Here is a 23,988-nt window from a genome sequence, read left to right on the forward strand (position 1 = left end):
TACCTTTAACAACTTACCGCGATAGCCGCATCTAAACCCGCTTGAATATCTGCCACCAGATCGTCACCATCTTCAATCCCAACAGATAAACGAATAAGGGTATCTTTCACCCCTGCCTCTAAACGAGCCGCTGGCTCCATCGCTCTGTGGGTCATGGTAGCAGGAACCGCCACTAAGCTCTCTACTCCACCCAAGCTTTCGGCTAAAGAGAAGTATTCTAACGCATTTAAAAAGGCAATAAGCTCTGCTTCGCCACCTTTTAACTCAAAACTGAGCATGGCACCAAAACCTTTTTGCTGTTTTAACGCGATCTCATGGCCTGGATGGTCCGCCAAACCAGGATAATAGACCTTATCAACGGCGCGATGACGGGTTAGCAAAGCCAACACCTGCTGTGCGTTGGCTTGATGCTGACGCATTCTCACCGCAATTGTTCTTAAGCCGCGTAGGGTCAAATAGCTATCGAAGGCTGAGCCGGTTAACCCTAAGGTATTAGACCACCAATGTAACAGCTCACCCACTTCAGCATCTTTAGCGACAACCGCGCCGCCGACCACATCGCTATGCCCGTTGATATATTTAGTCGTTGAGTGGATCACTATGTCAGCGCCGAGCAACAGAGGTTGTTGCAAGATAGGCGATAAAAAGGTGTTATCGACTACCACTAGCGCCCCCACTTCATGGCTCTGGCTCGCAATCGCTGCGATATCAACCACGCGCAGTAATGGGTTCGAAGGGGTTTCTAACCAGACCATTTTAGGTTGGCGAGCAATAACGTCTGCCAAAGCAGCGGCATTCGTTTGGTCAACCACTGCCAGTTTAAATGCCCCTTTCTTGGCGAGGTGGGTAAATAGTCGATAGCTGCCGCCATAGCAATCGTGCGGCACCACGAGTAGATCATCGGGCCCCAGTAAATTGGTTACTAAGGTGATGGCCGCCATGCCAGTGCATGTCACTATGCCTGCCGCCCCACGTTCCAGCTCCGCTATGGCGTCAGCCAAAATACAGCGAGTCGGATTACCCGAGCGGCTATAATCAAAATCTCTCGGTTGTTGATGGCCATCAAAGGAGTAATTGGTCGACAAATAGATGGGCGGTACAACGGCACCATATTGGGTATCGGATTCTATCCCCCCACGCACAGCTGCCGTGGCTAATTTACGCTCAGTCATCTTTTACTCCTAAAGTTAAATCGGCGGCAGTCATCTATACTTTATAGATGTCTGGACGTCTAAATGTACCTAAGGCAAGCGGTAGCGTCAACATATTTAGACGTTTAGACGTCCAAACATGTAGAAATCTATTTGCAATTAACAAAAATTAGAGGCAATAATTTGACTGTACCCGGTAAGGGTATAAAATCTGCCCCGAATTTGAGAATTAACAGGTGAGTCAATGACTGAGTGGAATGGCGATTATATCAGCCCCTATGCTGAACATGGTAAGAAGAATGAGCAAGTGAAAAAAATCACTGTCTCTATTCCCCTCAAGGTGCTTAAGATTTTAACCGACGAACGCACTCGTCGTCAGGTGAATAACTTACGCCACGCTACAAACAGCGAATTGCTTTGTGAAGCTTTTTTGCATGCTTATACTGGCCAACCTTTACCCCATGATGATGACTTGTCAAAAGACAAACCCGACAGTATTCCAGCCGAAGTGAAAAAGCTGATGACTGAGATGGGCATCGAATGGGAAGACGTCGAGTAAATCGACTTTACCTATCCTGTTTTGCTAAAGAGGGATCGCACTGCGATCCCTCCTCTTTATCACGTCTAAACACACTGCAACCCCTGGTGGTATAGTGCCTGAACTTATGATTGATCCCATGATCCTTGGCCTAGCGTCGCTGATCATCTTTATTGGCGCCCTAACCCAAAGCCTGATCGGTTTTGGCTTAGCCGTTGTCGCCTCGCCGTTACTCTATCTCGTCGACCCAAGCCTAGTGCCCGCACCTGTCATTATGATGGGCTTTTCTATCGCCTTACTCACCCTGCTAAGAGAGAGGCGCGCACTGGAATTTAACGGCTTACAATATGCTTTACTGGGGCGTATCCCTGGCGGAATATTAGGCGCAACCTTATTATTGCTAGCACCACAACCAGTATTGGGATTAGCCATTGCAATCATTGTGGCTCTAGCCGTGGTTCTGAGCCTATTCAAGCTACGTCTCCCCATAAATCGCAGTAATCTTTTTATGGCGGGCATATTGTCGGGGATCTTTGGTAATATCGCTGCCATTGGTGGACCGCCAATGGCTATTTTACTCTCGGGAAAAGACGCCAAACAGTTTCGCGCAGCCTTGTCAGCCTTCTTCATCTTTAGCTCAATGATCGCCTTAATCATTTTGGCTTTCAGTGGATTACTCACACTGCGTCATCTGTATCTTTCAATGCTATTGCTACCATCGGTCCTGCTAGGCTTTGTAGTTGCTAATCGTATTGTCGGCGGCATCGACAAACAAAAAACCCAACGCCTTACCCTGATATTGTGCAGTACAAGTGCGCTGATCTTAGCGGTAAAATCGATTATAGAACTAACGTAACGACCTCAAATAGGTGTCCGTAAAAGGGAATAAAAATCAGCAAACAAGATAATCACTAAAAATGATATGAGGTTCGGATCACGCCCCCAATGGCATCATCACTGCCAAACAGCCCGGTTAAGTCCAGATTAAAGGTGCGACCAATACTAAAGCCTGTACCAACCGAATACAGGTCGATTGCGGTATTGTTTAAATTGTGGCGATAACCCACACGTAACGCCAACCAATCCGTGGTTTTTAGCTCCCCTGCGAAGCGCCAATATTGTGTACTAACCACTTCATCGAAACCTTGATGAGCATTCAAATCGATATCACTTGTTAGGGTAAGTGCAGCCCAATCATAAGCCACCCCAGCAGTATATAAAGGCTCAACTCGATAAGTAAATTGCCGCCCTAATGACTCTACACTCTGTTGTTTTGGGTCGATTAAATTGCGTCCAGACAAGCCAACGGTTAGCCCATTAAAAGGCTTAATTACCACACCAACATCAAGATTAAATACCGTATCATCATTACGATAGGGGGAATCATTACCACTATCAAAAGTCACGTTATTCGCATTAACTACATAATTGTAAGTGTCGATACGCTGTATTTTGGGCGAGAGCCCAACCGATATTGGCATGTTGACAATTGATAGAGGAAAACTCAATACAACGCCAACATCAGACACTCCCCCCGACACCAACGCCCCGAGAGAGCCTAACTCTGAAACATTTGCAGGATTGTTAACATCAAAATGGTCTAAATTGCTTTGAATCGCATCTGCAACACCTACCGCCTCGATATAAGTCTTATGAAACAGTGTCATTGGCATCTGCACCGTCGGCAAGACAATCGATGTACCTTGTGTCGCAGAGGTTCTCTCTGCTTGCGGCGATGCAATCCCCCGCGCCTCTTTAGTCGCATCTAACACTGACAAGGCAGGATGATTGAAGAGATCTCCATGTTGATGACTTACGGCAACGTGTGAACTGTTTAAAGCAGAGTTATGTACACCATCATATTGCTGCTCGGCAAAGGAAAACCTAGTGAGACTCATCAGCGTGATTAACACTATTATGCTAAGGCACTTCATTCCCTTTTCTCCCCCCTCCGAATAATGGTCATTTTAAGCGTGTTGAAAGATTAGTACGCTCGATTGTTAAAGATAGTTCATTTCTTAAGTGCTAGATGATATGGCAAGTAAAAATACTGATATTTAGCCCGTATTTAACCTTTACTCCCCCAGCCTCTGCTGCGTAAATATGCTCGATAATCCACTATGGCTGATAAGATCAAAATACTGCCCATCGCGACGTATTTCCCAAAAATAACGCCCCCTTTCGACGACAATCACAGCGTTAGCGATAACAAGTTCATTAACATTACAGCCATTATTTAGCAGATGTTTAACTACAAAAGTGTGATTCACCTCCACCAGTAATTGATAGCCAACACCTCATCCCTGCAAAAACAGCAAACAATAAAAGGCTTTTAATACAAAAACTTAAACCACATCAATTAGATTAATATCAATGATATTTTTATCAATTAGATTTTTATTGTAAAGGTGATCAACCTCAAACTCACATCTCGACTCCTTTAGTAAACTTTTTAACAACAAACACCCGCTTTGTTTAATAAAAAATCACCACGGGTGGTGATTAAGGAAAGATGATGAAAAACATAGTAAAAATTGCAACGTGCATCATGCTCACATTCTCGTTAGGCGCCCAAGTTTATGCCGTAGATGGCGGTAACCCGAAAAAAGGTAAACACCTCTACAAGAAAGAGTGTAAAGCCTGCCATAGCAAAGGCGATGCGGGCGGTGAAATCACTCCGATGAGTAAAACCATGAGCCAGTGGGATCGCTATTTTAAACGTGATCAACACAAGGTTAAGCCTGAGGTTTTTGAGCAACTCTCCGAAAAAGACCGCTTGGATATTCAGCAGTTTCTTTATGACCATGCGGCAGATTCCGATCAACCACAGACTTGCGGTTAAGACTCACTAAGCCCATCTACTGCGCACCTCGCGCGACGGAGAGACAAAGATGCGTACACTACTATCGATTTTAATTGCCAATGCATTAGCCTTTTCTGGCGGCGCGTACAGTGCCGTTCAAGAACAACAAAAGCTGGCAGACTTAAAACAGCAACTAGCTGAGCTATCAGAAGAAATTGACGATATTAATAGCCGCGTAGACAAAAATGAGCGCCACACAGCACTGGATAGAATCCAACTCACAGGAGATTTTCGTACCAAGGCTCATTCATTGCATTATCAAAATGTCACTTGGAACCCTGCCATCAAAGTTGACTTCAATGATTTTGGCCAAAAAGCCATGTCTGGCACCTTTGGAATGCCAAACGATGCCAACTCGCCATTAGGCAAGATGTTAAGCGCCAACCCTGAATTAGCCAGTGCGTTCCAAAATGGCATGTTGCAGGGAGTAATGCCTTATGTGCTGGCGCCAAAATCGGTACAAGATATCGATAATGATATTTTCTATACCACCCGCCTCAGACTCAATCTAAAAGCCAAAGTATGGGACAACGTTGGCTTTTCAGCTCGATTAAGCATGTATAAAAACTGGGGGGACTCAACTGGCACCCAAGTATTTGATTCATGGCGTTCGTTCACCATGGATGGCAGTAGTAGCGGCAATACCAGCGGCGACTGGCTCAGAGTCGAGCGCGCCTACTTCGACTGGAAAAACATCGGTGGCACCAACACCTATCTTTCTATCGGTCGTCGTCCCTCAACCTACGGCCCACCCTCTCATTACAGAGAAAACGAGAAGCGCGGCGGCACCCCATCAGGTCACTTAGTCAACTTTAACTTCGATGGCGCCACCTTAGGTTACAACTTAGGCGAGATCACTGGTATTGATGGCCAAGTAGTGCGTTTCTGTTACGGCCAAGGCTTTGAGTCACAATGGGGTAATGGCGAAATGTTTGGTGATATCGTCACCAAAGATACGCATCTAGGTGGTTTTAATATCGACGCCATCAACGACGGTAACCACTTCCTGCAATTTACTCTGTTTGGTGCCAAAGACATTAACGACGGCTTCAAAGGCACCATGGCTTTTCCTACTCAACTGGCAGGCATTTTTGCCCCAACCATGTACCAAGATATGCAGAAGTTTGAAAACTTCAACTTTCAAACCCGGGTACAACCTAGTGGGGTGATTGGTGACATGTATTTAGGGGGGGTCGGTTACGCCTATGAAAGCGATGAGGATATGAAGCTATTCGCCTCTTTTGGCTGGACACGAGCCGAAGGCAACGGCAATGCCGGTATGTTTGGCGGCATGTTAAGTGATGCGGTATTTGAAGCACAGCTCAACGCCGACGGCAGCGAAATTATCATGATGCCAGACGCCGCCGATAGCGCCGACACTAAAGATGGGTACGGCGTTTATGTCGGCATCCAAATTCCGGCGCCTTACGGTAAGTTAGGTCTGGAATATAACTATGGCTCTAAATACTGGACTCCGTTTACTCAAGCGCAAGACGATCCTATTGGCAGTAAGCTTGCCACCCGTGGTCATGTTGCCGAAGCCTACTACATGTTTGATATCAACCCACGTATGTTTATCAAACTGGCAGGGCTGTATTACGACTATGAATACACAGGTAGCGGTACCCCTGTTGGCGCGCCGCAAAAAATTGATGATGTCATTGAAGGCGGCGCTTATTCGATGCTGCCTGTGGTCGACACCGCCTTTGACATCAATGCCTCGTTAACAGTCAACTTCTAAACTTAGACTATCCCCCGGCTCACGCCGGGGGTAGGGATCACCCGATGAAACATCCACGCTTTTTAATCTCGATAATGGCCATGGGGCTATTGGGACTGGCCAGCGCCAATGCCGCAGACAATCCCCATAAAGACGCCATTGAAGGCCCCTTTACCCAAGGGACACAAGTCACGGCACAATGTGTTGAATGTCATGAAGATCATGCTAAAGACTTTATGAAATCATCCCACTGGACGTGGGAATTGCAACAAGAACTTCCCGGACGCACAGTTAAACGTGGCAAAAAAAATGCCATCAATAACTTTTGCACCTCAATCTCGGGTAACGAACCCAGGTGTACTAGTTGCCATGCCGGTTATGGCTGGAAAGACGACAGCTTCGACTTCACCGACATGACCAAGGTCGACTGCTTGGTCTGTCACGACACCACAGGGACCTATATTAAAGATCCTGCCGGTGCGGGTGAAGCGCTAGCCAAGGTCAACCTTGAGCGCGTAGCGCAAAATGTCGGTATGCCAGTCCGCGATAACTGCGGTACTTGCCACTTCTATGGCGGCGGTGGAGATGCGGTTAAACATGGCGATCTCGACTCCTCCATGGCTTACCCAGATAAGGCAACCGATGTCCATATGGACAGCGATGGCAACGACTTCCAGTGCCAAACCTGCCATGCTACCGAGCAACATCAAATCAGCGGTAATGCCATGGGTGTATCACCAGGCGGCACGAATGACATTGGCTGTGAAAGCTGCCATGAAGCTGCGCCTCACAGCAATAACCGCCTTAACACCCATACCGCTAGTGTGGCTTGTCAGACATGCCATATCCCCTTCTTTGCGCGCAATGAGCCCACCAAGATGAGCTGGGATTGGTCTACTGCTGGTAGCGATCAAGAAGAAACCGTCGATGAATATGGCAAGCACACCTTTATGAAGAAAAAAGGCAGCTTCGTGTGGGCTAAGATGGTAGCTCCTGAATATGCTTGGTACAACGGCAAAGCCGATGCCTACATGGTCGGCGATAAAATGGATCCCACCAAGATAACTAAACTGACTTACCCCATAGGCGATATTACCGACGCTACCGCTAAGATCTATCCGTTCAAAGTACACAGAGGCAAACAGATCTACGATAAGAAACAAAATATCTTTGTCACGGCCAAGGTTTATGGCAAAGGCGGCTACTGGAAAGATTTCGACTGGGATAAAGCCGCCAAACTGGGTATGGAAGCTAACCAAGCATTAACCGAGCAAGGTATCACATACAGTGGCGAGCATGGCTTTGCTGAAACCGAAATGTGGTGGCGTATCAACCATATGGTATCACCATCAGCTCAAGCTCTTAAATGTAACGACTGCCACAACAAAGGCACTCGTATGGATTGGCAAGCCTTAGGTTATGACGGCGACCCGATGAAAAACAAGCAAGGAGTAAAGCACGCTAAGTAAAGTTAAAAAGCGAGTCAGTATCCCTGCAATAACTGACAATGACTCCCCCGAAAGCCGGGGAGTCATTGCTTTAACAACACGAGACACTTTTTTGATATTAGGCTAGGGCCTGTTGAGCTTTGCAGGTTAAATTTCGTTCGAGACTGAAACGTTTTAATCGAGGCGAGTGGATTGCAGCCTAGTCATCTAAGCAAAATTCACTTAACAAAGAGTAAAACGTTTTTAGCCGAACCCTTCGGGCAGCGTTTGTTGATCATTTCTACTGCGTTCTCAGCTTGTTATGTAGAATAACTACACCACAAAGCTTCTGCCTTGTATAAATACCCAACAATTGGCTACAAAAATAACCTTGAAAGATCAACAGGCCCTTGCGATTTGCAGTCAATTTATGCCTTACCGCCAGCCGCTGTCGACTTATGTTCTGAATTCCCCCATTCGTAAATAGATAACTTTGTTCAATTTACAGCCTATAGCCATAATGCTAATGTTAATGTTAACAAAAAGTAAATACCAACTATTTTTCTGGGCTCCAGAAAGCGGCACAGGGTGGGTAACTCATGATTCAATCCTTTCGTCTATTGCTCAACAATAAGTCTTTTGTCGAGCTTTTACTATCGTCGACAATGATCAATTTGTTATCGCTAGCACTGCCATTAACCATGTTACAAATCTACGATCGCATCTTACCCAATGAAAGCTTCGGTACCGCAAGCATTTTAGCCATTGGCGTGAGTCTTGCCATTTTACTCGAATTACTCTTGCGCTATGCTCGTAGCTGGTTACTCGGTGCTTCTGCTGCAAACTTTGAACTAAAAACCACCACCCAAGTGGTAGAGCGCCTACTAAAAGCCGACTACCAACAGCTAGCTTCATTAGGTACAGGTAAAGTATTCCACGCTCTGAATAGTATTAGCACAATGCGCGAGATTTACTCAGGCCAAGCGGCTGTCGCATTAATGGATTTGCCATTTGTCTTTATCTTCCTTGCATTAGTCGCCTATATTGGTGGCCCATTAGTCTTTATTCCGCTAGTGATGTGGTTGCTTGTGGGGCTACGAGTGTGGCAAATCGGGAAACAGTTATCGGCGGCCACCAGTGAGCTGGCCACCAGCGACAATGAGCGTACGAGTTTACTCATGTTAGTGTTATCCGGACTGACGACCACTAAATCAATGGCGCTAGAATCGCGGATCACATATGCCTATAAAGAAATTAACCATCGACGTTTAGCACAGCAAAACCAAGTTGATTGGCTCTCTTGTAAACTCCAAGAGCTTATTCAGGGGGCTGCACAGGCAACGACTTTAGCCATAGTGTTAATTGGTTGTTTTGAAGTCCTCAATGGCGACCTCACCACAGGTGGCCTAGCTGCATGCTCCATTTTAGCTGGCAGAGCAGTTGCCCCATTAAGTGCCATAGGCAGTTTACGGGCAAAATTTATTGCCGCTCAAAATGCGATGTTGGATGTCAATGAGATCGTGGCTACCCCCCAAGAGTCCTTTAACGGCAAACAGCGCTATCAGCAAAAACTGCCCGCAGGTCCCATTAGCTTCCAGCAGGTGAGTGCCAATCAAACCAGTGCCAAATTAACTGACCTCAGCGTTGAGATCCCAAGCGGTAGCATGGTCACTATCACCTCTAATCCTCTGACACATGCTAGTTTGTTGCTCAGTACTGTCGGCGCATTTCACCAAGTAACACAAGGCCAAATTACGATTGCAGGCATAGCCCAAGGTGACCATGATGCTCACGAATATCGCCAGTCCATCTGTTATGCCCCGCCTTGGGCGACACTCTTTTCAGGATCAATTTTAGATAACATGACCCTATTTAGGCATGAGCGTGACAGTCAGGCGATGGCATTGGCCGATCAGCTAGGATTAGCCGATACGATTGCCCAACTTCCAGCTGGATACCAAACCAGAGTAGCGAGTAACGATAACCACCTACTCAATCAAGGCGCTATAAAACTGATTTCTCTGGTAAGAGTATTGGCGCAATCACCTTCAATACTGTTACTCGATGAACCTATGGTGTCACTCGATGCTGACTCTCAGACACGACTGTTGTCCTTATTAAAAGAGAGTAAAGGAGAAATGACCATTCTGGTTGCGTCCCACTTTAAGGATGTCGCTCACATCAGTGATTATTGCATTAATATTGATCAAACAGGCTCAGCGTCCATGGCTCCAACAACCGAGGCTGCAGAATGAATACCGATAACAAGCAATATCAAAACCTTAAGACACCATTGGTTAACCTCCTAAGCCAATTGGGGTTAAACGGGCAATCCAGCAACGTACAACAAAGTGATTTAGCCGATGAATTGACCTATTTAGAAGCCTACATCTTACTCAAAAAACATCATGTTGGCGTCAGTGTCCAAGCCATAGATTCGGCACTTCTGAGCCACAGCATCTACCCCTTTCTCTTACTCCCCGTCGATGGCGAACCCATAGTTGCCCGCCGAAGCGAGCAACAATATCAATACTTGGACAAGCACCAACAATGGACCAAACTAAACTCACTGCCATCTCATGGTTATGTCTTTATTATCGACAGCTTGCCTTCGAGTGCTAAGAAAGCGAGTTCATTCGCCACCCACTTACGCAAACAACGTAAGTGGTACGCACCGGTATTTTGGCTCAGCCTTCTCTCAAGTTTAACGGGATTAGCTATTCCCTTATTTACCATGGTGGTTTATGACAGAGTCATTGGAGGGCAAGCACCAGAAATATTGCCCAATATCGCTTTGGGCGCGATATTGGCATTGGGCATATTTATTGGAAGTAGATTGATCCGCGCCAGAGTGGTTGCCACTAGCAGTAATCGCTTTGCTCGCGATCTGTCAGGGATCACTTTTAACCGCTTACTGAGCATGCCACTCACTGTACTCTCACGTGTTGGGCTGTCAAACCATTTAGCCAGAATACGCAATGCTGAAAAAGTACGTAGCCTTATCTCTGGCCCCAATGGTACCGGCCTGCTGGATCTCCCTTTTACCCTAGTAGCGCTGATAGCCATAACCTTACTCAGTGGCTGGCTGGTGCTGGTGCCCTTATTGATGTTACTGCTATTCTACTGGATCATGAAGGTGCTCACTCAGTTTGCTCAAGCAGCCAGCCCCACCATCAGTAACGAATATCAGGCCAGTCTCAATGAATTAGCCAAGCAACTGCTGCAGTTGAAAGCAGCTGGTGAAACCCAAGCTTGGTACCGTCAGTTTGTACGCCGCTGCCAAGAGCATTGCCGGCAACAATTTTTGTATAATAAGCGCGCCGGACTCAACAGCGCAGTTGCTCATGCGATGGGACTTTTTACCGCGCTGGCCACAGTATTTACCGGTGTATTTTTAGTGCTCAATCAAAGCATATCACCGGGTGAATTGATTGCCTGCGTCATGCTCATTTGGCGGATTACTGGGCCAGCACAATTGGCTTTTGCATCGCGACAAAAACTCACCATGATGAACGGGGCAATCAACCAATTTGATCGCTTTATGGCGGTCACCACTGAATTTAATCAACTCAGATTAGACGCACCAGACAGGCAAAAACCCCCAGCAATTTCATTTAAACACCTTACACTACGTTACAGCGCCGACAGCGAACCGGCCTTATCTGGTATCACTTTTGATATAGACGCTGGCGAGACAGTGGCCATCATTGGCCCTAACGGTTGCGGTAAAACCTCATTATTGCTCAGCACTATAGGAGTCATTGATACTCAAGCGGGCTACGTCACTATCAATGGTAAAAACCTCAAACAGTTTGACCCCGAAATTTTTCGTCAATGGGCGGCCTACAGCCCAACTCACAGCGATATTATGCCAGGCAGTCTTGCCGATAATTTACGCTTAGCCAAACCTGATGCCACCGATGATCAATTACGGCAAGCCTTAGAAGATGCTGGCGCTGGCGCATTATTGCAAGCATTAGATAACGATATTAATACCGATTTATATGCCCAAGAAAGCAGCATGCTAGCCGCCGTTGAAAGCGGTTACTTAAGCCTTGCACGCGCCCTACTCAAACGCTCTTCGCTACTTGTGATGGATGAGCCCATAGCGAACCGTAATCCTTATGCTAAAAAAGCTTTTATCAGCGCCTTAAAGCAACTTAAAGGACATACCACTATCTTGTTTACCAGCCACGACCAGGAGTTAATCCAACAGGCTGATAAAGTCGTTATTTTAGATAAGGGCACGGTGATCTATGCCGGTCCACTTCCAGAACAAGCTCCCCCCCCAGCAAACAAATTAACGCCCACATTGGAGGCTTCAATATGAATGATCACCAGCTTAGCCAAAGCTCTTGGCCAGAACATGAATTTACTGAAGCCATTGAGTCACCAGCGGAAAAGCGCGTCATCAAGCGCATCACCATATTCATTACAGCTGTAGTCGTGATCATGGTGATTTGGTCAATATTGACCAATATAGAAGAGATAGCGAAAGCCAAGGGGCAAGTGGTGCCATTAGGGCATAGGCAAGTAATTCAAAGCCAACTCGGCGGCACCCTTGCTTCTATCGAAGTTGCCGAAGGCGATATGGTCAAAAAAGGGGATATCATTGGCCACTTTGTCGCAATCGACAGTCAAGCCGTGGTCGAAGAACTTCTCAGTAAACAAGCCAATTTAGAGCTTAAAATAGAACGTTACAACGCTTTTATTGAAGGCAGAGAAGCCGATTTTGACACCTACACCATCAGCCACCCTTCTCTAGTACAAGAACATCTGAAAAGCTTGGCTCGCATGAATCAAGAGAAGCAAGCTTTAGTGCAACTATCACAGTCAGATATCGCCAAATCAGAGGCAGAACTTGCAAGTATCGAGCAGGAGATCCCTCCGCTTAAGAATCAAATTAACTCGGCGCAGCAGACGCTTAAAATGATGAATGCGGTCAAAGAAGCGCAAGCAGTATCAAAACTGAGCATGCTAGAGTCGCAACAAAAACTCGACGCCTATATTCGTGAATTAAAAGGCCTTCAAGGCAAAGAAGTCGTGCTAGCGCGTAATATCGAAAACTTACAAAAACAACTCGAACAAAAACAAGCTAGCCTATTCAACGAGGTAGGAGAAAAGCGTGCCGATACACAAGCAGAACTACTTGGAGTACTGGCACGCTTAAAGTCATCAAACTCTCAAGTGCTGCAAAATACATTACATTCACCAGTCGATGGCATCATTCAATCGCTACCCAACACCTCCTCGGGTAGTGTTATTCAACCGGGTGGTACTGTTGCCGTTATTGTGCCCACCACCCCAACAGCCCTATTAGAAGCTAAACTGTCTCCAAGAGATATCGGTTTCGTCACCGTAGGTCAGCACGCTCGAATTAAAATTGATGCCTTTGATTATAGCCGTTATGGTGCCATCGATGGTGTGGTTAAACGCATCTCACCTAGCACGGATGCCGACGAAAAGGGCGGCGTATTTTATAAAGTACAAATTGCGATCGAAAAACCCTATTTTGGCGATCAACCCGGTAAGTTAGATCTAATTCCCGGTATGACAGGCGAAGCCAATATCGTCACAGGTGATAAAACCGTATTTCAATATTTATGGAAACCTGTATTTACCAATATCACCCAAGCTTTTGGTGAACGATAGGAAGCTACGCTATGAGTCAAGATAAACACTCGCCAACAAAACAAATGGGGCATGACACCGAAGCGAAAAAACGAGACGACAAGTCAAAGCGTAAAGCCAGAGCTATCGATAAAGATGTTGAACGACTCAAGGCAAAAGAGTACCGAGATGCCCAGCTTAATACGCGTTTTAACCAAGATATGGTGGCAGCCAAACCATGGAGCCACCCACTTGCTGAGCAAGAAGATGATGATGCACAAGGTGGTCAACTCACGGCAACGAACACCGTTGCCGACGCCGACGCCAAACCAGCAAACAGCAGCGAGGTCATCACCCAGCTTAGAGATATCGACCCGATTAAGGCAACACCGAACGACGAGATAGCACTATCCCCTAGCCCAGCATCAACGCTACCGCCACCAGAACTAAGTTCACCACCTCGCTCAGCAGAAACTACTGGGATAACGCCATTTTCAGGGTTTGAGCCACCAAGTAACCAATTGAGCTCATTATCGCCTATTCCCCAAATACTTAAGACCACTGGAGCGACGCCGGCATTTTCGATCACTATGTCACCAAGCCCCAAAGCGCCCTCTAAAACGGCTCAACCAATGTTGCTAACCCCCTCTGTGCAGCCACAAGTATCCACTGGCACTGGCACTGGCACTGGCACTGGCACTGGCACTGGCACTGGCACTGGCACTGGCACTGGCACTGGCACTGGCACTGGCACTGGCACTGGCACTGGCACTGGCACTGGCACTGGCACTGGCACTGGCACTGGCACTGGCACTGGCACTGGCACTGGCACTGGCACTGGCACTGGCACTGGCACTGGCACTGGCACTGGCACTGGCACTGGCACTGGCACTGGCACTGGCACTGGCACTGGCACTGGCACTGGCACTGGCACTGGCACTGGCACTGGCACTGGCACTGGCACTGGCACTGGCACTGGCACTGGCACTGGCACTGGCACTGGCACTGGCACTGGCACTGGCACTGGCACTGGCACTGGCACTGGCACTGGCACTGGCACTGGCACTGGCACTGGCACTGGCACGAATGAAAAGCCATTAGAGATACAGAGTCAAGAACAAAATCAACATGTTAAAGAAAATAGCCCTGTTGATACAGTTAATGGTCAACTTACCGCCCATGGTAATGGCAGTGATGCAGTTACTTGGTCAACTTCTAACTTACAGGGACAGTTTGGTAGCCTCATTTTAGATTCGCAAACAGGTCAGTGGCATTACGTTTTAGATAACAATTCACCTCAAACAGATGCCCTATCTTCTGGCGAGCATCAAACCGAACAGTTTGTTATTAAAGCCACTGATAGCCAAGGGCATTCAGTCAACACACTTATCAGTATTGAAGTGGAAGGTACCAATGATCTCCCCACTATTTCAGGGCTGCACCATGCAAGTCTTAACGAAATGGGAACTGTTGATACTGTTAGCGGTCAATTAATTGCCACAGATCCAGACCATGCAGACACCTTAACTTGGGCGGTAACAAAGGCTTTAGGCCAATATGGTCACCTCATTATTGATCCCACTACTGGTGCCTGGCAGTATCAGTTAGACAACAGTTCAGCAAGTACCCTTGGGCTACATAATGGTCAAGTAGTTACTGAAACATTTAGTGTTACCGCCACAGACAGTAGTGGATTACCTGTAAATCAAATCGTCACAATTGAAATTCATGGGACAGATGAGATCGCTCTAATTAATGGCGTATCCAGTGCTTCTTTGAACGAAGATAGAGATGTTAATTTGGGGCAACTGCATACGAGCGGGCAGCTTACTCTCATTGATCCTGATGCTGATCAAAGCCTGTTTACTGCAGCCTCATTGCAAGGCCAATATGGCAGACTGTCGATAGATGAACACGGCCACTGGACTTACACCGCTGATAACTCACAAGCCGTGATTCAAGGGCTGAAATCGGGTGAGTCACTCACGGATACCGTGCTGGTTCACTCGGTTGATGGCACTTCACAGCAAGTCACTGTCACCATTAACGGCACTGACGATAACGCGCTGATTGCAGGCTCTTCAACGGCCAGCTTAACTGAAGATAAAGACCTCTACCAAGGCCAACTGCGTGTCGATGGCGCACTCACCGTAACTGATGCAGATAATGGTCAAGCCCAGTTCAATGCTGAAAGTCTGCAAGGCCAGTTTGGTACCTTGTCGATTGACTCAAACGGCCACTGGACTTACACCGCCGACAATGCCCAAGCGGCTATTCAAGGGCTGAAATCGGGTGAGTCACTCACCGATACTTTATTGGTCCACAGCATCGATGGCACCGAGCAAAAAGTCACTGTCACCATTAACGGCACTGACGATAACGCGGTAATTACAGGCTCTTCAACGGCCAGCTTAACTGAAGATAAAGACCTCTACCAAGGCCAACTGCGTGTTGATGGCGCACTCACCGTCACTGATGCTGACAACGGTCAAGCCCAGTTCAATGCTGAAAGTCTGCAAGGCCAGTTTGGTACCTTGTCGATTGACTCAAACGGCCACTGGACTTATACCGCCGACAATGCCCAAGCGGCTATTCAAGGGCTGAAATCGGGTGAGTCACTCACCGATACTTTATTGGTCCACAGCATCGATGGCACCGAGCAAAAAGTCACTGTCACCATTAACGGCACTGACGATAACGCGGTAATTGCAGGCTCTTCAACGGCCAGCTTAACTGAAGATAAAGACCTCTACCAAGGCCAACTGCGTGTTGATGGCGCACTCACCGTCACTGATGCTGACAACGGTCAAGCCCAGTTCAATGCTGAAAGTCTGCAAGGCCAGTTTGGTACCTTGTCGATTGACTCAAACGGCCACTGGACTTATACCGCCGACAATGCCCAAGCGGCTATTCAAGGGCTGAAATCGGGTGAGTCACTCACCGATACTTTATTGGTCCACAGCATCGATGGCACCGAGCAAAAAGTCACTGTCACCATTAACGGCACTGACGATAACGCGGTAATTGCAGGCTCTTCAACGGCCAGCTTAACTGAAGATAAAGACCTCTACCAAGGCCAACTGCGTGTCGATGGCGCACTCACCGTGACTGATGCTGACAACGGTCAAGCCCAGTTCAATGCTGAGAGTTTACAAGGCCAATTTGGTACGCTGTCGATCAACGAGCAGGGCCATTGGACCTATATTGCGGATAACAGCTCTGCACAAATCCAAGCCTTAAGTAATCAACACAGCCTAACAGAAACTCTCTCAGTCAAATCTCTTGATGGCAAAGAGCAAGAAATCATAGTAACAATTCATGGCGCCAATGATGGTGCCATTATAACAGGTGTAGACCGAGGAACTGTTCAAGAAGGAATTGATGGTAACCCTAAACAACTGACAGCCTATGGTGAGTTGAGCGTAGCCGATATTGATACGGGAGAAGAGCATTTCAAACTTCAGCTTGGGGTATTTGGTAGTGAACATTTAGGGCAATTTGCAGTTTTACCTAATGGTCATTGGTCCTATGTTGTTCATAATGAGGATCCAAGGGTTCAAGCCTTAGGGGCAGGTATTGTTATCACTGATTCTCTGCAAATAACTAGTGCAGACGGAACCCAACATACAATTTCAGTTGATATAACAGGGACCAATGATGCACCTACTGTGCAGGGTGGTGTCACTTTAGCAACGGGCACTGAAGATACCTCGGTGATAATTACACAAGCAAGCCTGTTAGCAAATGCAAGCGATGTTGATCAAAATGATGTTGGCATGCTGAGTGTCCATAACTTAACAGCGGATCATGGAAGCATCGCCTCAAACCCTGACGGCAGCTTTACCTTTACCCCAGAAAAAGACTACAACGGTGATGTGCACTTTAGTTATGACGTGAAAGATGCCCATGGTGGGGTAACGCATACAGGGGCTAGCACCACCTTAGCGGCTGTCAACGACAATCCAGATGTGGCGCCAATTTCTGAACATATTAATGAAGATGATCTGCACACCCACGCCTTAAATCTACTGCAAGGCGCTACCGACAAAGAAGGTGATGCACTAAATATTAGCCATTTAACCTTCGCCATTGATGGGCATTCTCCATCCGCACAATTGCCAAGCGGCCTGTCACTCGCACCGGATGGACACACTTTATTAGTCGATGCCACCAGCCCTGCTTTTCAACACTTAGCCAGCGGACAAACTGCACAAATTACAGTCTCCTACTTTGTTGAAGATGGTCATGGGGGAAGCAGTCCACAAACGGCAAATTTAACCATTGAAGGGACGGATGACAAAGCCACACTAATCTCCAATGTCATTCAACTGACTGAGACTCAAGCCTTAGATAGTCAACACACTATTTATCATGGTCAACTTCAACTCGTCGACCCTGACAGTGGCGACCAAACCGACTTTGTTTTCAGTGGCCAATATTTAGGCCAAGGCTACGCACCAGGCACTTTGACAGTTTGGCCTGGTGGCAAGTATCAATTCTATTTAGATAGCGCGACCAATCGCGACGCCGATAAGCTAATTGCCAGTTTGCATAGCGGTGAGTCGATGGAAATCCCCTATCAAGTAGAAACCAGCGACGGTCAAAAACTGACTATTATGGTTAAGGTCATTGGCGAAGACAATCAAGCCGGTATTGAGGTGGGTAAGTATTCTAGCCTAACAAATGATGTGTATGAAGATCGGCTCAGTCCAGCCAATACACCAAACCAAATCTATAGCGGGGGGAACCTCAAAGTAATCGATCCCGATCACCACCAAGCGGGCTTTGTTGCTCAAAGCCTCAATACCCCAGAGGGTCACTTCTGTATTAACGAACGAGGTAATTGGTCGTATCTAATTGACAATACAAAAGTTCAACACCTAGGTGCGAATGAAACCATACAAAAAATATTTACGGTTTCATCTATTGATGGCTCAGCAACGCAAAGCATTACGGTCACGCTGCATGGTACCAATGATGCACCTGTGGTAAGTAGCGCAATTAGGCTTAATACGGGCATAGAAGATACCCAGATAGTACTCACCCCAGCACAATTACTCGCTAATGCCACTGATATAGACGATAACGATGCAGGTAAATTAACCATTGATAACCTGCATGCCGATCATGGAAGTATCGCCTCAAACCCTGACGGCAGCTTTACCTTTACCCCAGAAAAAGACTACAACGGTGATGTGCACTTTAGTTATGACGTCAAAGATGCCCATGGTGGGGTCACACATACGGGCGCTAGCACTACGCTAGCGGCAGTTGATGACAAAGCCATCATCGACGGTTTAGACACCGGAGATATTAACGAAAGTAGCAGACCAAACCGCTCACCCGATCATGCCCAACCTGGCATGGGTGAAATTACCAATGATCTTTTATATGCCGACGGCAAACTCAATATTGTTGATGGCGATATTGGAGAAAATACGTTTGATACTAAAGGCTCAGGATATAATTACCACGGACAATATGGTCATCTTATGTTACTCGAAGATGGCACTTGGCACTACACAGTAGAATTGGGCCAACAGGCTTCAGGTGTGGGCTCAACCATTGATAAGCTGGGCGAAAATGAAACCCTGACCGATACCATTAAAGTGTTTTCCAAAGATGGTACAGGCCACGATATCGTCATTACCATCCATGGCGATAATGACAAGCCTTATTGCTCATCTGAAGTCGCCCTGAATTCAGGACACGAAGACACTGCTCAGGTATTAACCCTCAGCCAATTACTGCAAAACACCATAGATGTTGACGCCAATGATCTGGGCAAACTCAGTATTGCTAATCTGCATGCCGATCATGGCTCCATCGCCTCAAACCCTGATGGCAGCTTTACCTTTACCCCAGAAAAAGACTACAACGGTGATGTGCACTTTAGTTATGACGTCAAAGATGCCCATGGTGGAGTTACGCATACAGGTGCTAGCACTACGTTAGCCGCTGTTGATGATGCCACACAAATATCAGGCCCTAATACAGGGACAGCCACAGAAGACGTCGCAGCAAATTGGTGGACAGGCATTCCTGGTAAACTTGATTCCATGGACGACTGGCAAGTCATTTCTATCACCGACAGTGACAGCCATGTAGATCAAGTACAGGTTGAGTTTGCTGGCAAACAATATACTTGGCACTTAGGCCAAGACTTAGACATCATGACACCCCTTGGGAAATTTGAGCTACATTCGATCACGTCAGGCGCGGATGCTGGCAAATATGCTTGGTTATATATTGGTGACAACAATAACCCAGAAGTACAAGGCCTCAAGTCGGGTGAATCGCTAAATGAAAGCATTAAGCTCATCGCCCCCGACGGCACGACATTCCCGCTATCTGTTACCATTCAAGGTACTGATGACGGCATCATTATCGACACACATGGCACATTAGCCCATGTCGTCGAAAACAGCTCAGTTAGTCACAATATTAGCGGGCAACTTATGGCACATGATGCCGATACCCATGATAACGTGACTTGGGGCCATACCCCTCAAGCAGGGGTTGCAGGTCAATATGGTACCTTCCATGTTGATAGTAATGGAGCTTGGCACTTTGATATTGACAGCGCCAAGGCGGCAGAACTTGGGCAAGGGCGTGTCTATTATGAACGTTTCACCATTGAAGCGACGTCAAGTGATGGCAGTCACACCAGCAAATCTGTTTCTATTGAAATCGAGGGAAGCAACGACAACCCTCGAGTGACAGGTAGCCTTACTCTTAGCCAAGGCAGTGAAGACAGCGACTACATCATCACTCCAGCGGAGCTATTACAAAACGCGACCAATGTTGATATCAATGATCGCGGCTGGTTAAGAGTGAGTAATCTTAACGTTGACCATGGCAAAATCACGCTGTCAGCAGACGGCAACTATGTTTTCCACCCAGAGAAAGATTATAACGGCAGTGTCCATTTTAGCTACGATGTGATCGATCGTCATGGAGGCGCTACGCCAGCGAGCGCTAACCTAGATCTTCAGGCGGTCAATGATGCCCCCGTCATTAGTGCGGATGTGGTGTTAGCAAACGGCTCAGAAGACACAAAAGTACAACTCACTTCTGCAGTATTACTCGCTAATGCGACCGATGTTGATATCAATGACATTGGCAAACTTAGCATTGATAACCTGAATGCAAATCATGGCTCCATCGCCTCAAACCCTGATGGCAGCTTTACCTTTACCCCAGAGAAAGACTATCACGGTGACGTGCACTTTAGTTATGACGTTAAAGATGCCCATGGTGGGGTCACGCATACTGGCGCGAATATTAGCTTGTCCGCAGTGAATGATGCTGCCACCATCGACGGGCAAACGCATTCATCCGTATCCGCCTCGGTGACAGAAGACAGTAACACACAGGTGATCAGCGGCCAATTGACTCTCGTTGACACTGACAATGGCGAAGATAAGTTCAGTCTCAACACGCCCATGCAAGGGGTTTATGGCCACTTAACCATAGATACCGATGGCAATTGGCAATATCAGCTCGACAACAATTTAGCCAGCACGGATAACTTAGCCGCTGGGCAAGTGGTCAGTGACAGCTTTACGGTGCACTCACCTGACGGCACCGCCAGTAAAACAATCAGTGTGATGATCCATGGCCACGATGATGCTCCTAGCCTTAGTCTGAATGAGGGCGGCGCAGTGCAATCACTCGATCTGCTCGGTGGCCTAAACGCAGGTAAAGTTAGTCAAATGCAGTTTTCAACCGATGGAGTGCACTACAGTAGCCAAGTGCCCGATGGCTTTGTGCTTGCCAGTGACGGGCACACCCTACAGGTTGATCCAGCCCATACCAGCTACAATCACCTGGGCAACGGCATCGCGCTTGGTATTCACATACAATATCAACTGGAGCAAGGCGCGGGGCATTCAAGCCTATTAACCCAACAACAAGCGAATGTAGTGATCTCAGGGACCAGCGATCGCCCCATCATTCATACCTTTACCCCGCATGCTGACCAGTTCAGCGGCCCGGTGTCGGGCGATCTATTGCAAGGCGTAGCCGATATCGATGATAATGCCCATCTAACCTTGCATGATCTGCAATTTAAAGACCCCAACACCCATCACTATGTAACAGTACAAGCAGGACAAAGCCATAATATGACTGGCGTAGGTACCATAGCCATCAACCAGAATGGTCACTACACCTTTAATCCGGATAGCCACTTTAGCGGCCAGACACCTGCATTTATCTATCGAATCACAGATACCCATGGCACACCGCAGGACAATAGCCAAAGCACCTTAATCATCCATATTGACGCCAATCACGCGCCAACAGTGCAAAACTTAGTGGTCACCACCGATGAAGATCGGGCTCTGCACTTTAGCCAAAGCCAATTTGGTTACCAAGATAGTGACAGTGACCCTATCGACCATATTACGATTACCCAGTTGCCCGACCCCAGCGAAGGACAACTGTTGTTAAATGGTCAGCCAATAGCCCAATCTAGTCAGGTCATGGCTAGCGAACTGAAGGATTTAGTTTTTAATCCCAGTCCCAATTATCATGGTCAGGCTCATTTTAACTTTACCGTTAACGACGGCCATCAAGACTCAAGTGAAAGCCAAGCGGAAATCACCATTTCATCAGTCAACGACCGCCCACTGCTGTCAATTAATCAAGTGACTCATACCCAAGGTTACTTAGTTGAAACCGATGTCGATACCGGTGATAGCCATAGTTTTTCGGTCATCCAAGGCACAGGGCAGTTCGGCACTTTGAGTGTCGACGCCACCACGGGAGCCTATTGCTACACACAAAACAGCTCGGTGGCAGGAATGGCCTACGATAACAGCCAGCGAAGTTACACAGGCACCGACATTTTTGAAGTAAAAGTGACCGATAGCCAAGGGGCACAAGCAACGAAGTACATTACATTTGCAGCCCATGCCAGCCTCTCATCAGCAGGGGATCATCTGCAAGTCAGTACCTCTGTACCAACACAACCCTTGGTGACTGACACTCCACCCATACTAGGAGCCACACGAATAGCGCCATCAAACAGTGTCAGCATAGATTTAGCCACATTAAGCGACACGGGCGACTCAGCAACTGACAGTGTCACTAAAGACAACAGCCCTACAATCGTTGGCCAGACGAGTACGCCTTTCTCTCAGGTTTCGATTTTTGACAATGGTCGCCATGTTGCCTCGGTTCGCTCCGATGAACAGGGGCATTATCAGGTAGATCTTGCCGCACTTCCCGATGCGACTCATCATTTCAGTGCGATGGCTTTAGCACCTAGCGCTACCACGCCAGCAATATCTCCAATCCTTGATGTCACCATAGATACCCATATCGATATCATGGTCGACCCGATAACCAATGACAATATGCTTGAGGCAAGTGAGCTCAATCAGCCACTCACAATCAGTGGCACAGCCACTGGCATCGAGGATGGTCAAGTAGTGACCATCTCCATGGGCGGGCACCACTACTCAGCAACTGTCTATCAAGGGAGTTGGCACACTGAGCTGTCTGTCGCAGAAGTACAGAGCTTACCTGGCGGACTAGTAAATGTTGTTGCCTCGGCCGTCGATCATGCAGGCAATGCCTCCTCATTCAATAGTCCCTTATTTGTTGGTGATGCTGCCAATCCAATACCATCATTGAGCTTTAAAACCCCACCAACGCCAACAGGCGTTGGCGATGTTGGCTCACATATCTCGGGCGATTTGATTGCGCCGCCATTGATGCAACAACTCAGCCCAACGTTAGGTAGTGGTGGTTGGGCAATTACCGATGGTCACGGCCACACATCAACCAGTTTACATGGCCAATACGGTACCTTGACCATAGACCCTGCAACGGGTCATGTTGATTACCTCTTTAGCCAAGCCCCTAAGGTTAGTGGAAAAGATGCTGGCGGGACGCATAGGGCAGGTGAAAAAATATCAGAAGAACACCACGATATTTTTCAGGTAGTATATCACGATGCCCATGCATCAAATGTTGATGTAAAAGTGAATCTTGATGTGACATACATTCATGGTCGCAGTGGACAGAACCAAAGTACCACTCAGCTTGTCGGCATGACGGTCACACCAGACACCTCGATGGCGCCATCTCCCAGCCATGCTGCACCTGTGATGCATGATGCACCGCAAAACGATGAGGTAACAAGGGTGACAATTGATGACATCGACCTATCCGGTGACACCATAGATCATCAAGCAGATAGTCCAGCCGTCGCCAAAGCAGAGACAGAGACCGACGCAGAGGTAGCTCATGCTGCACTCCCTTTGCCTGCGGCACCTGTCGATCACTACCTACATATGGTGGGTCTGACTCAAGGAGATATTACCTCACCTACAGATACCCCCATGATGGCCGCTCTGCCGGATGTCACCACGTTAGCCAGTCATGATGTGGACAGCGATATGCTTGATACCCTAACCCACGACCACTTTGACAACCCTCTGTCGGACGAGGAGCCACACCGAGACGAACCAAGGCATATACTTGATGACTCCATTGATGATATAGAGCATCAATCCAATGATGATGACTTATTACACAATGCGCTTAACGATATGCATAATCACACCTAAGCCACATTAGTTGTCACTAAAATGGCCAATTCGATACAGCTTTTTTATCGAGTTGGCCATTTTGTCTCACACCCTCGTCAACCATGGCTATATAAGCTG

General features: G+C 47.4%; 11 protein-coding genes. 9 read left to right on the top strand and 2 right to left on the bottom strand.

Going from position 1 to position 23,988, the window contains the following annotated elements; genetic code table 11:
• Positions 1–5: 5 nt before the first annotated feature.
• A complete protein-coding gene (metB, locus tag AC5YB1_RS17025) occupies positions 6–1,172 on the bottom strand; it encodes a cystathionine gamma-synthase (protein WP_494520123.1) in 1,167 nt (388 codons plus the stop codon).
• Between the two features lie 223 nt (positions 1,173–1,395).
• Here metB and metJ point away from each other — a divergent pair, with 223 nt between their 5' ends.
• Positions 1,396–1,710, top strand: coding sequence for a met regulon transcriptional regulator MetJ (gene metJ / locus AC5YB1_RS17030; protein ID WP_110455796.1), 315 nt, complete (start codon positions 1,396–1,398; stop codon positions 1,708–1,710).
• Between the two features lie 106 nt (positions 1,711–1,816).
• A complete protein-coding gene (locus AC5YB1_RS17035) occupies positions 1,817–2,545 on the top strand; it encodes a sulfite exporter TauE/SafE family protein (protein ID WP_494521671.1) in 729 nt (242 codons plus the stop codon).
• Between the two features lie 55 nt (positions 2,546–2,600).
• On the opposite strand, the gene traF is transcribed toward AC5YB1_RS17035, so the two are convergent.
• Positions 2,601–3,587 (bottom strand): conjugal transfer protein TraF, encoded by a 987-nt coding sequence (traF, locus tag AC5YB1_RS17040; RefSeq protein ID WP_494520124.1) that lies wholly within the window; start codon positions 3,585–3,587, stop codon positions 2,601–2,603.
• Positions 3,588–4,201: 614 nt separating this feature from the next.
• Here traF and AC5YB1_RS17045 point away from each other — a divergent pair.
• The 7 genes from AC5YB1_RS17045 (at position 4,202) to AC5YB1_RS17075 (ending at position 23,889) form a co-directional block, all read left to right on the top strand.
• Complete coding sequence (locus AC5YB1_RS17045) at positions 4,202–4,531, top strand: c-type cytochrome (protein ID WP_494520125.1); 330 nt, start codon at positions 4,202–4,204, stop codon at positions 4,529–4,531.
• A gap of 49 nt (positions 4,532–4,580) precedes the next feature.
• On the top strand, positions 4,581–6,293 hold the full coding sequence (locus AC5YB1_RS17050; protein ID WP_494520126.1) for a DUF3373 domain-containing protein: 1,713 nt from the start codon (positions 4,581–4,583) through the stop codon (positions 6,291–6,293).
• Between the two features lie 74 nt (positions 6,294–6,367).
• Positions 6,368–7,741 carry a tetrathionate reductase family octaheme c-type cytochrome gene (locus AC5YB1_RS17055; RefSeq protein WP_494521672.1) on the top strand — a complete coding sequence of 458 codons (1,374 nt, stop codon included), beginning with the start codon at positions 6,368–6,370 and terminating at the stop codon, positions 7,739–7,741.
• A gap of 557 nt (positions 7,742–8,298) precedes the next feature.
• Positions 8,299–9,954 carry an ABC transporter transmembrane domain-containing protein gene (locus AC5YB1_RS17060; RefSeq protein WP_494520127.1) on the top strand — a complete coding sequence of 552 codons (1,656 nt, stop codon included), beginning with the start codon at positions 8,299–8,301 and terminating at the stop codon, positions 9,952–9,954.
• On the top strand, positions 9,951–12,029 hold the full coding sequence (locus AC5YB1_RS17065) for a peptidase domain-containing ABC transporter (protein ID WP_494520128.1): 2,079 nt from the start codon (positions 9,951–9,953) through the stop codon (positions 12,027–12,029). Before AC5YB1_RS17060 ends, AC5YB1_RS17065 begins: the two co-directional genes overlap by 4 nt.
• Positions 12,026–13,351: an HlyD family type I secretion periplasmic adaptor subunit gene (locus tag AC5YB1_RS17070; protein WP_494520129.1), complete on the top strand. Its 1,326-nt coding sequence runs from the start codon at positions 12,026–12,028 to the stop codon at positions 13,349–13,351. The genes AC5YB1_RS17065 and AC5YB1_RS17070 overlap by 4 nt, the downstream gene beginning before the upstream one ends.
• A gap of 11 nt (positions 13,352–13,362) precedes the next feature.
• Entirely contained in the window at positions 13,363–23,889 is a 10,527-nt protein-coding gene (locus AC5YB1_RS17075) for a VCBS domain-containing protein (protein WP_494520130.1), read from the top strand.
• Positions 23,890–23,988: the final 99 nt, after the last annotated feature.

This window comes from Shewanella sp. 433, from assembly GCF_059338565.1.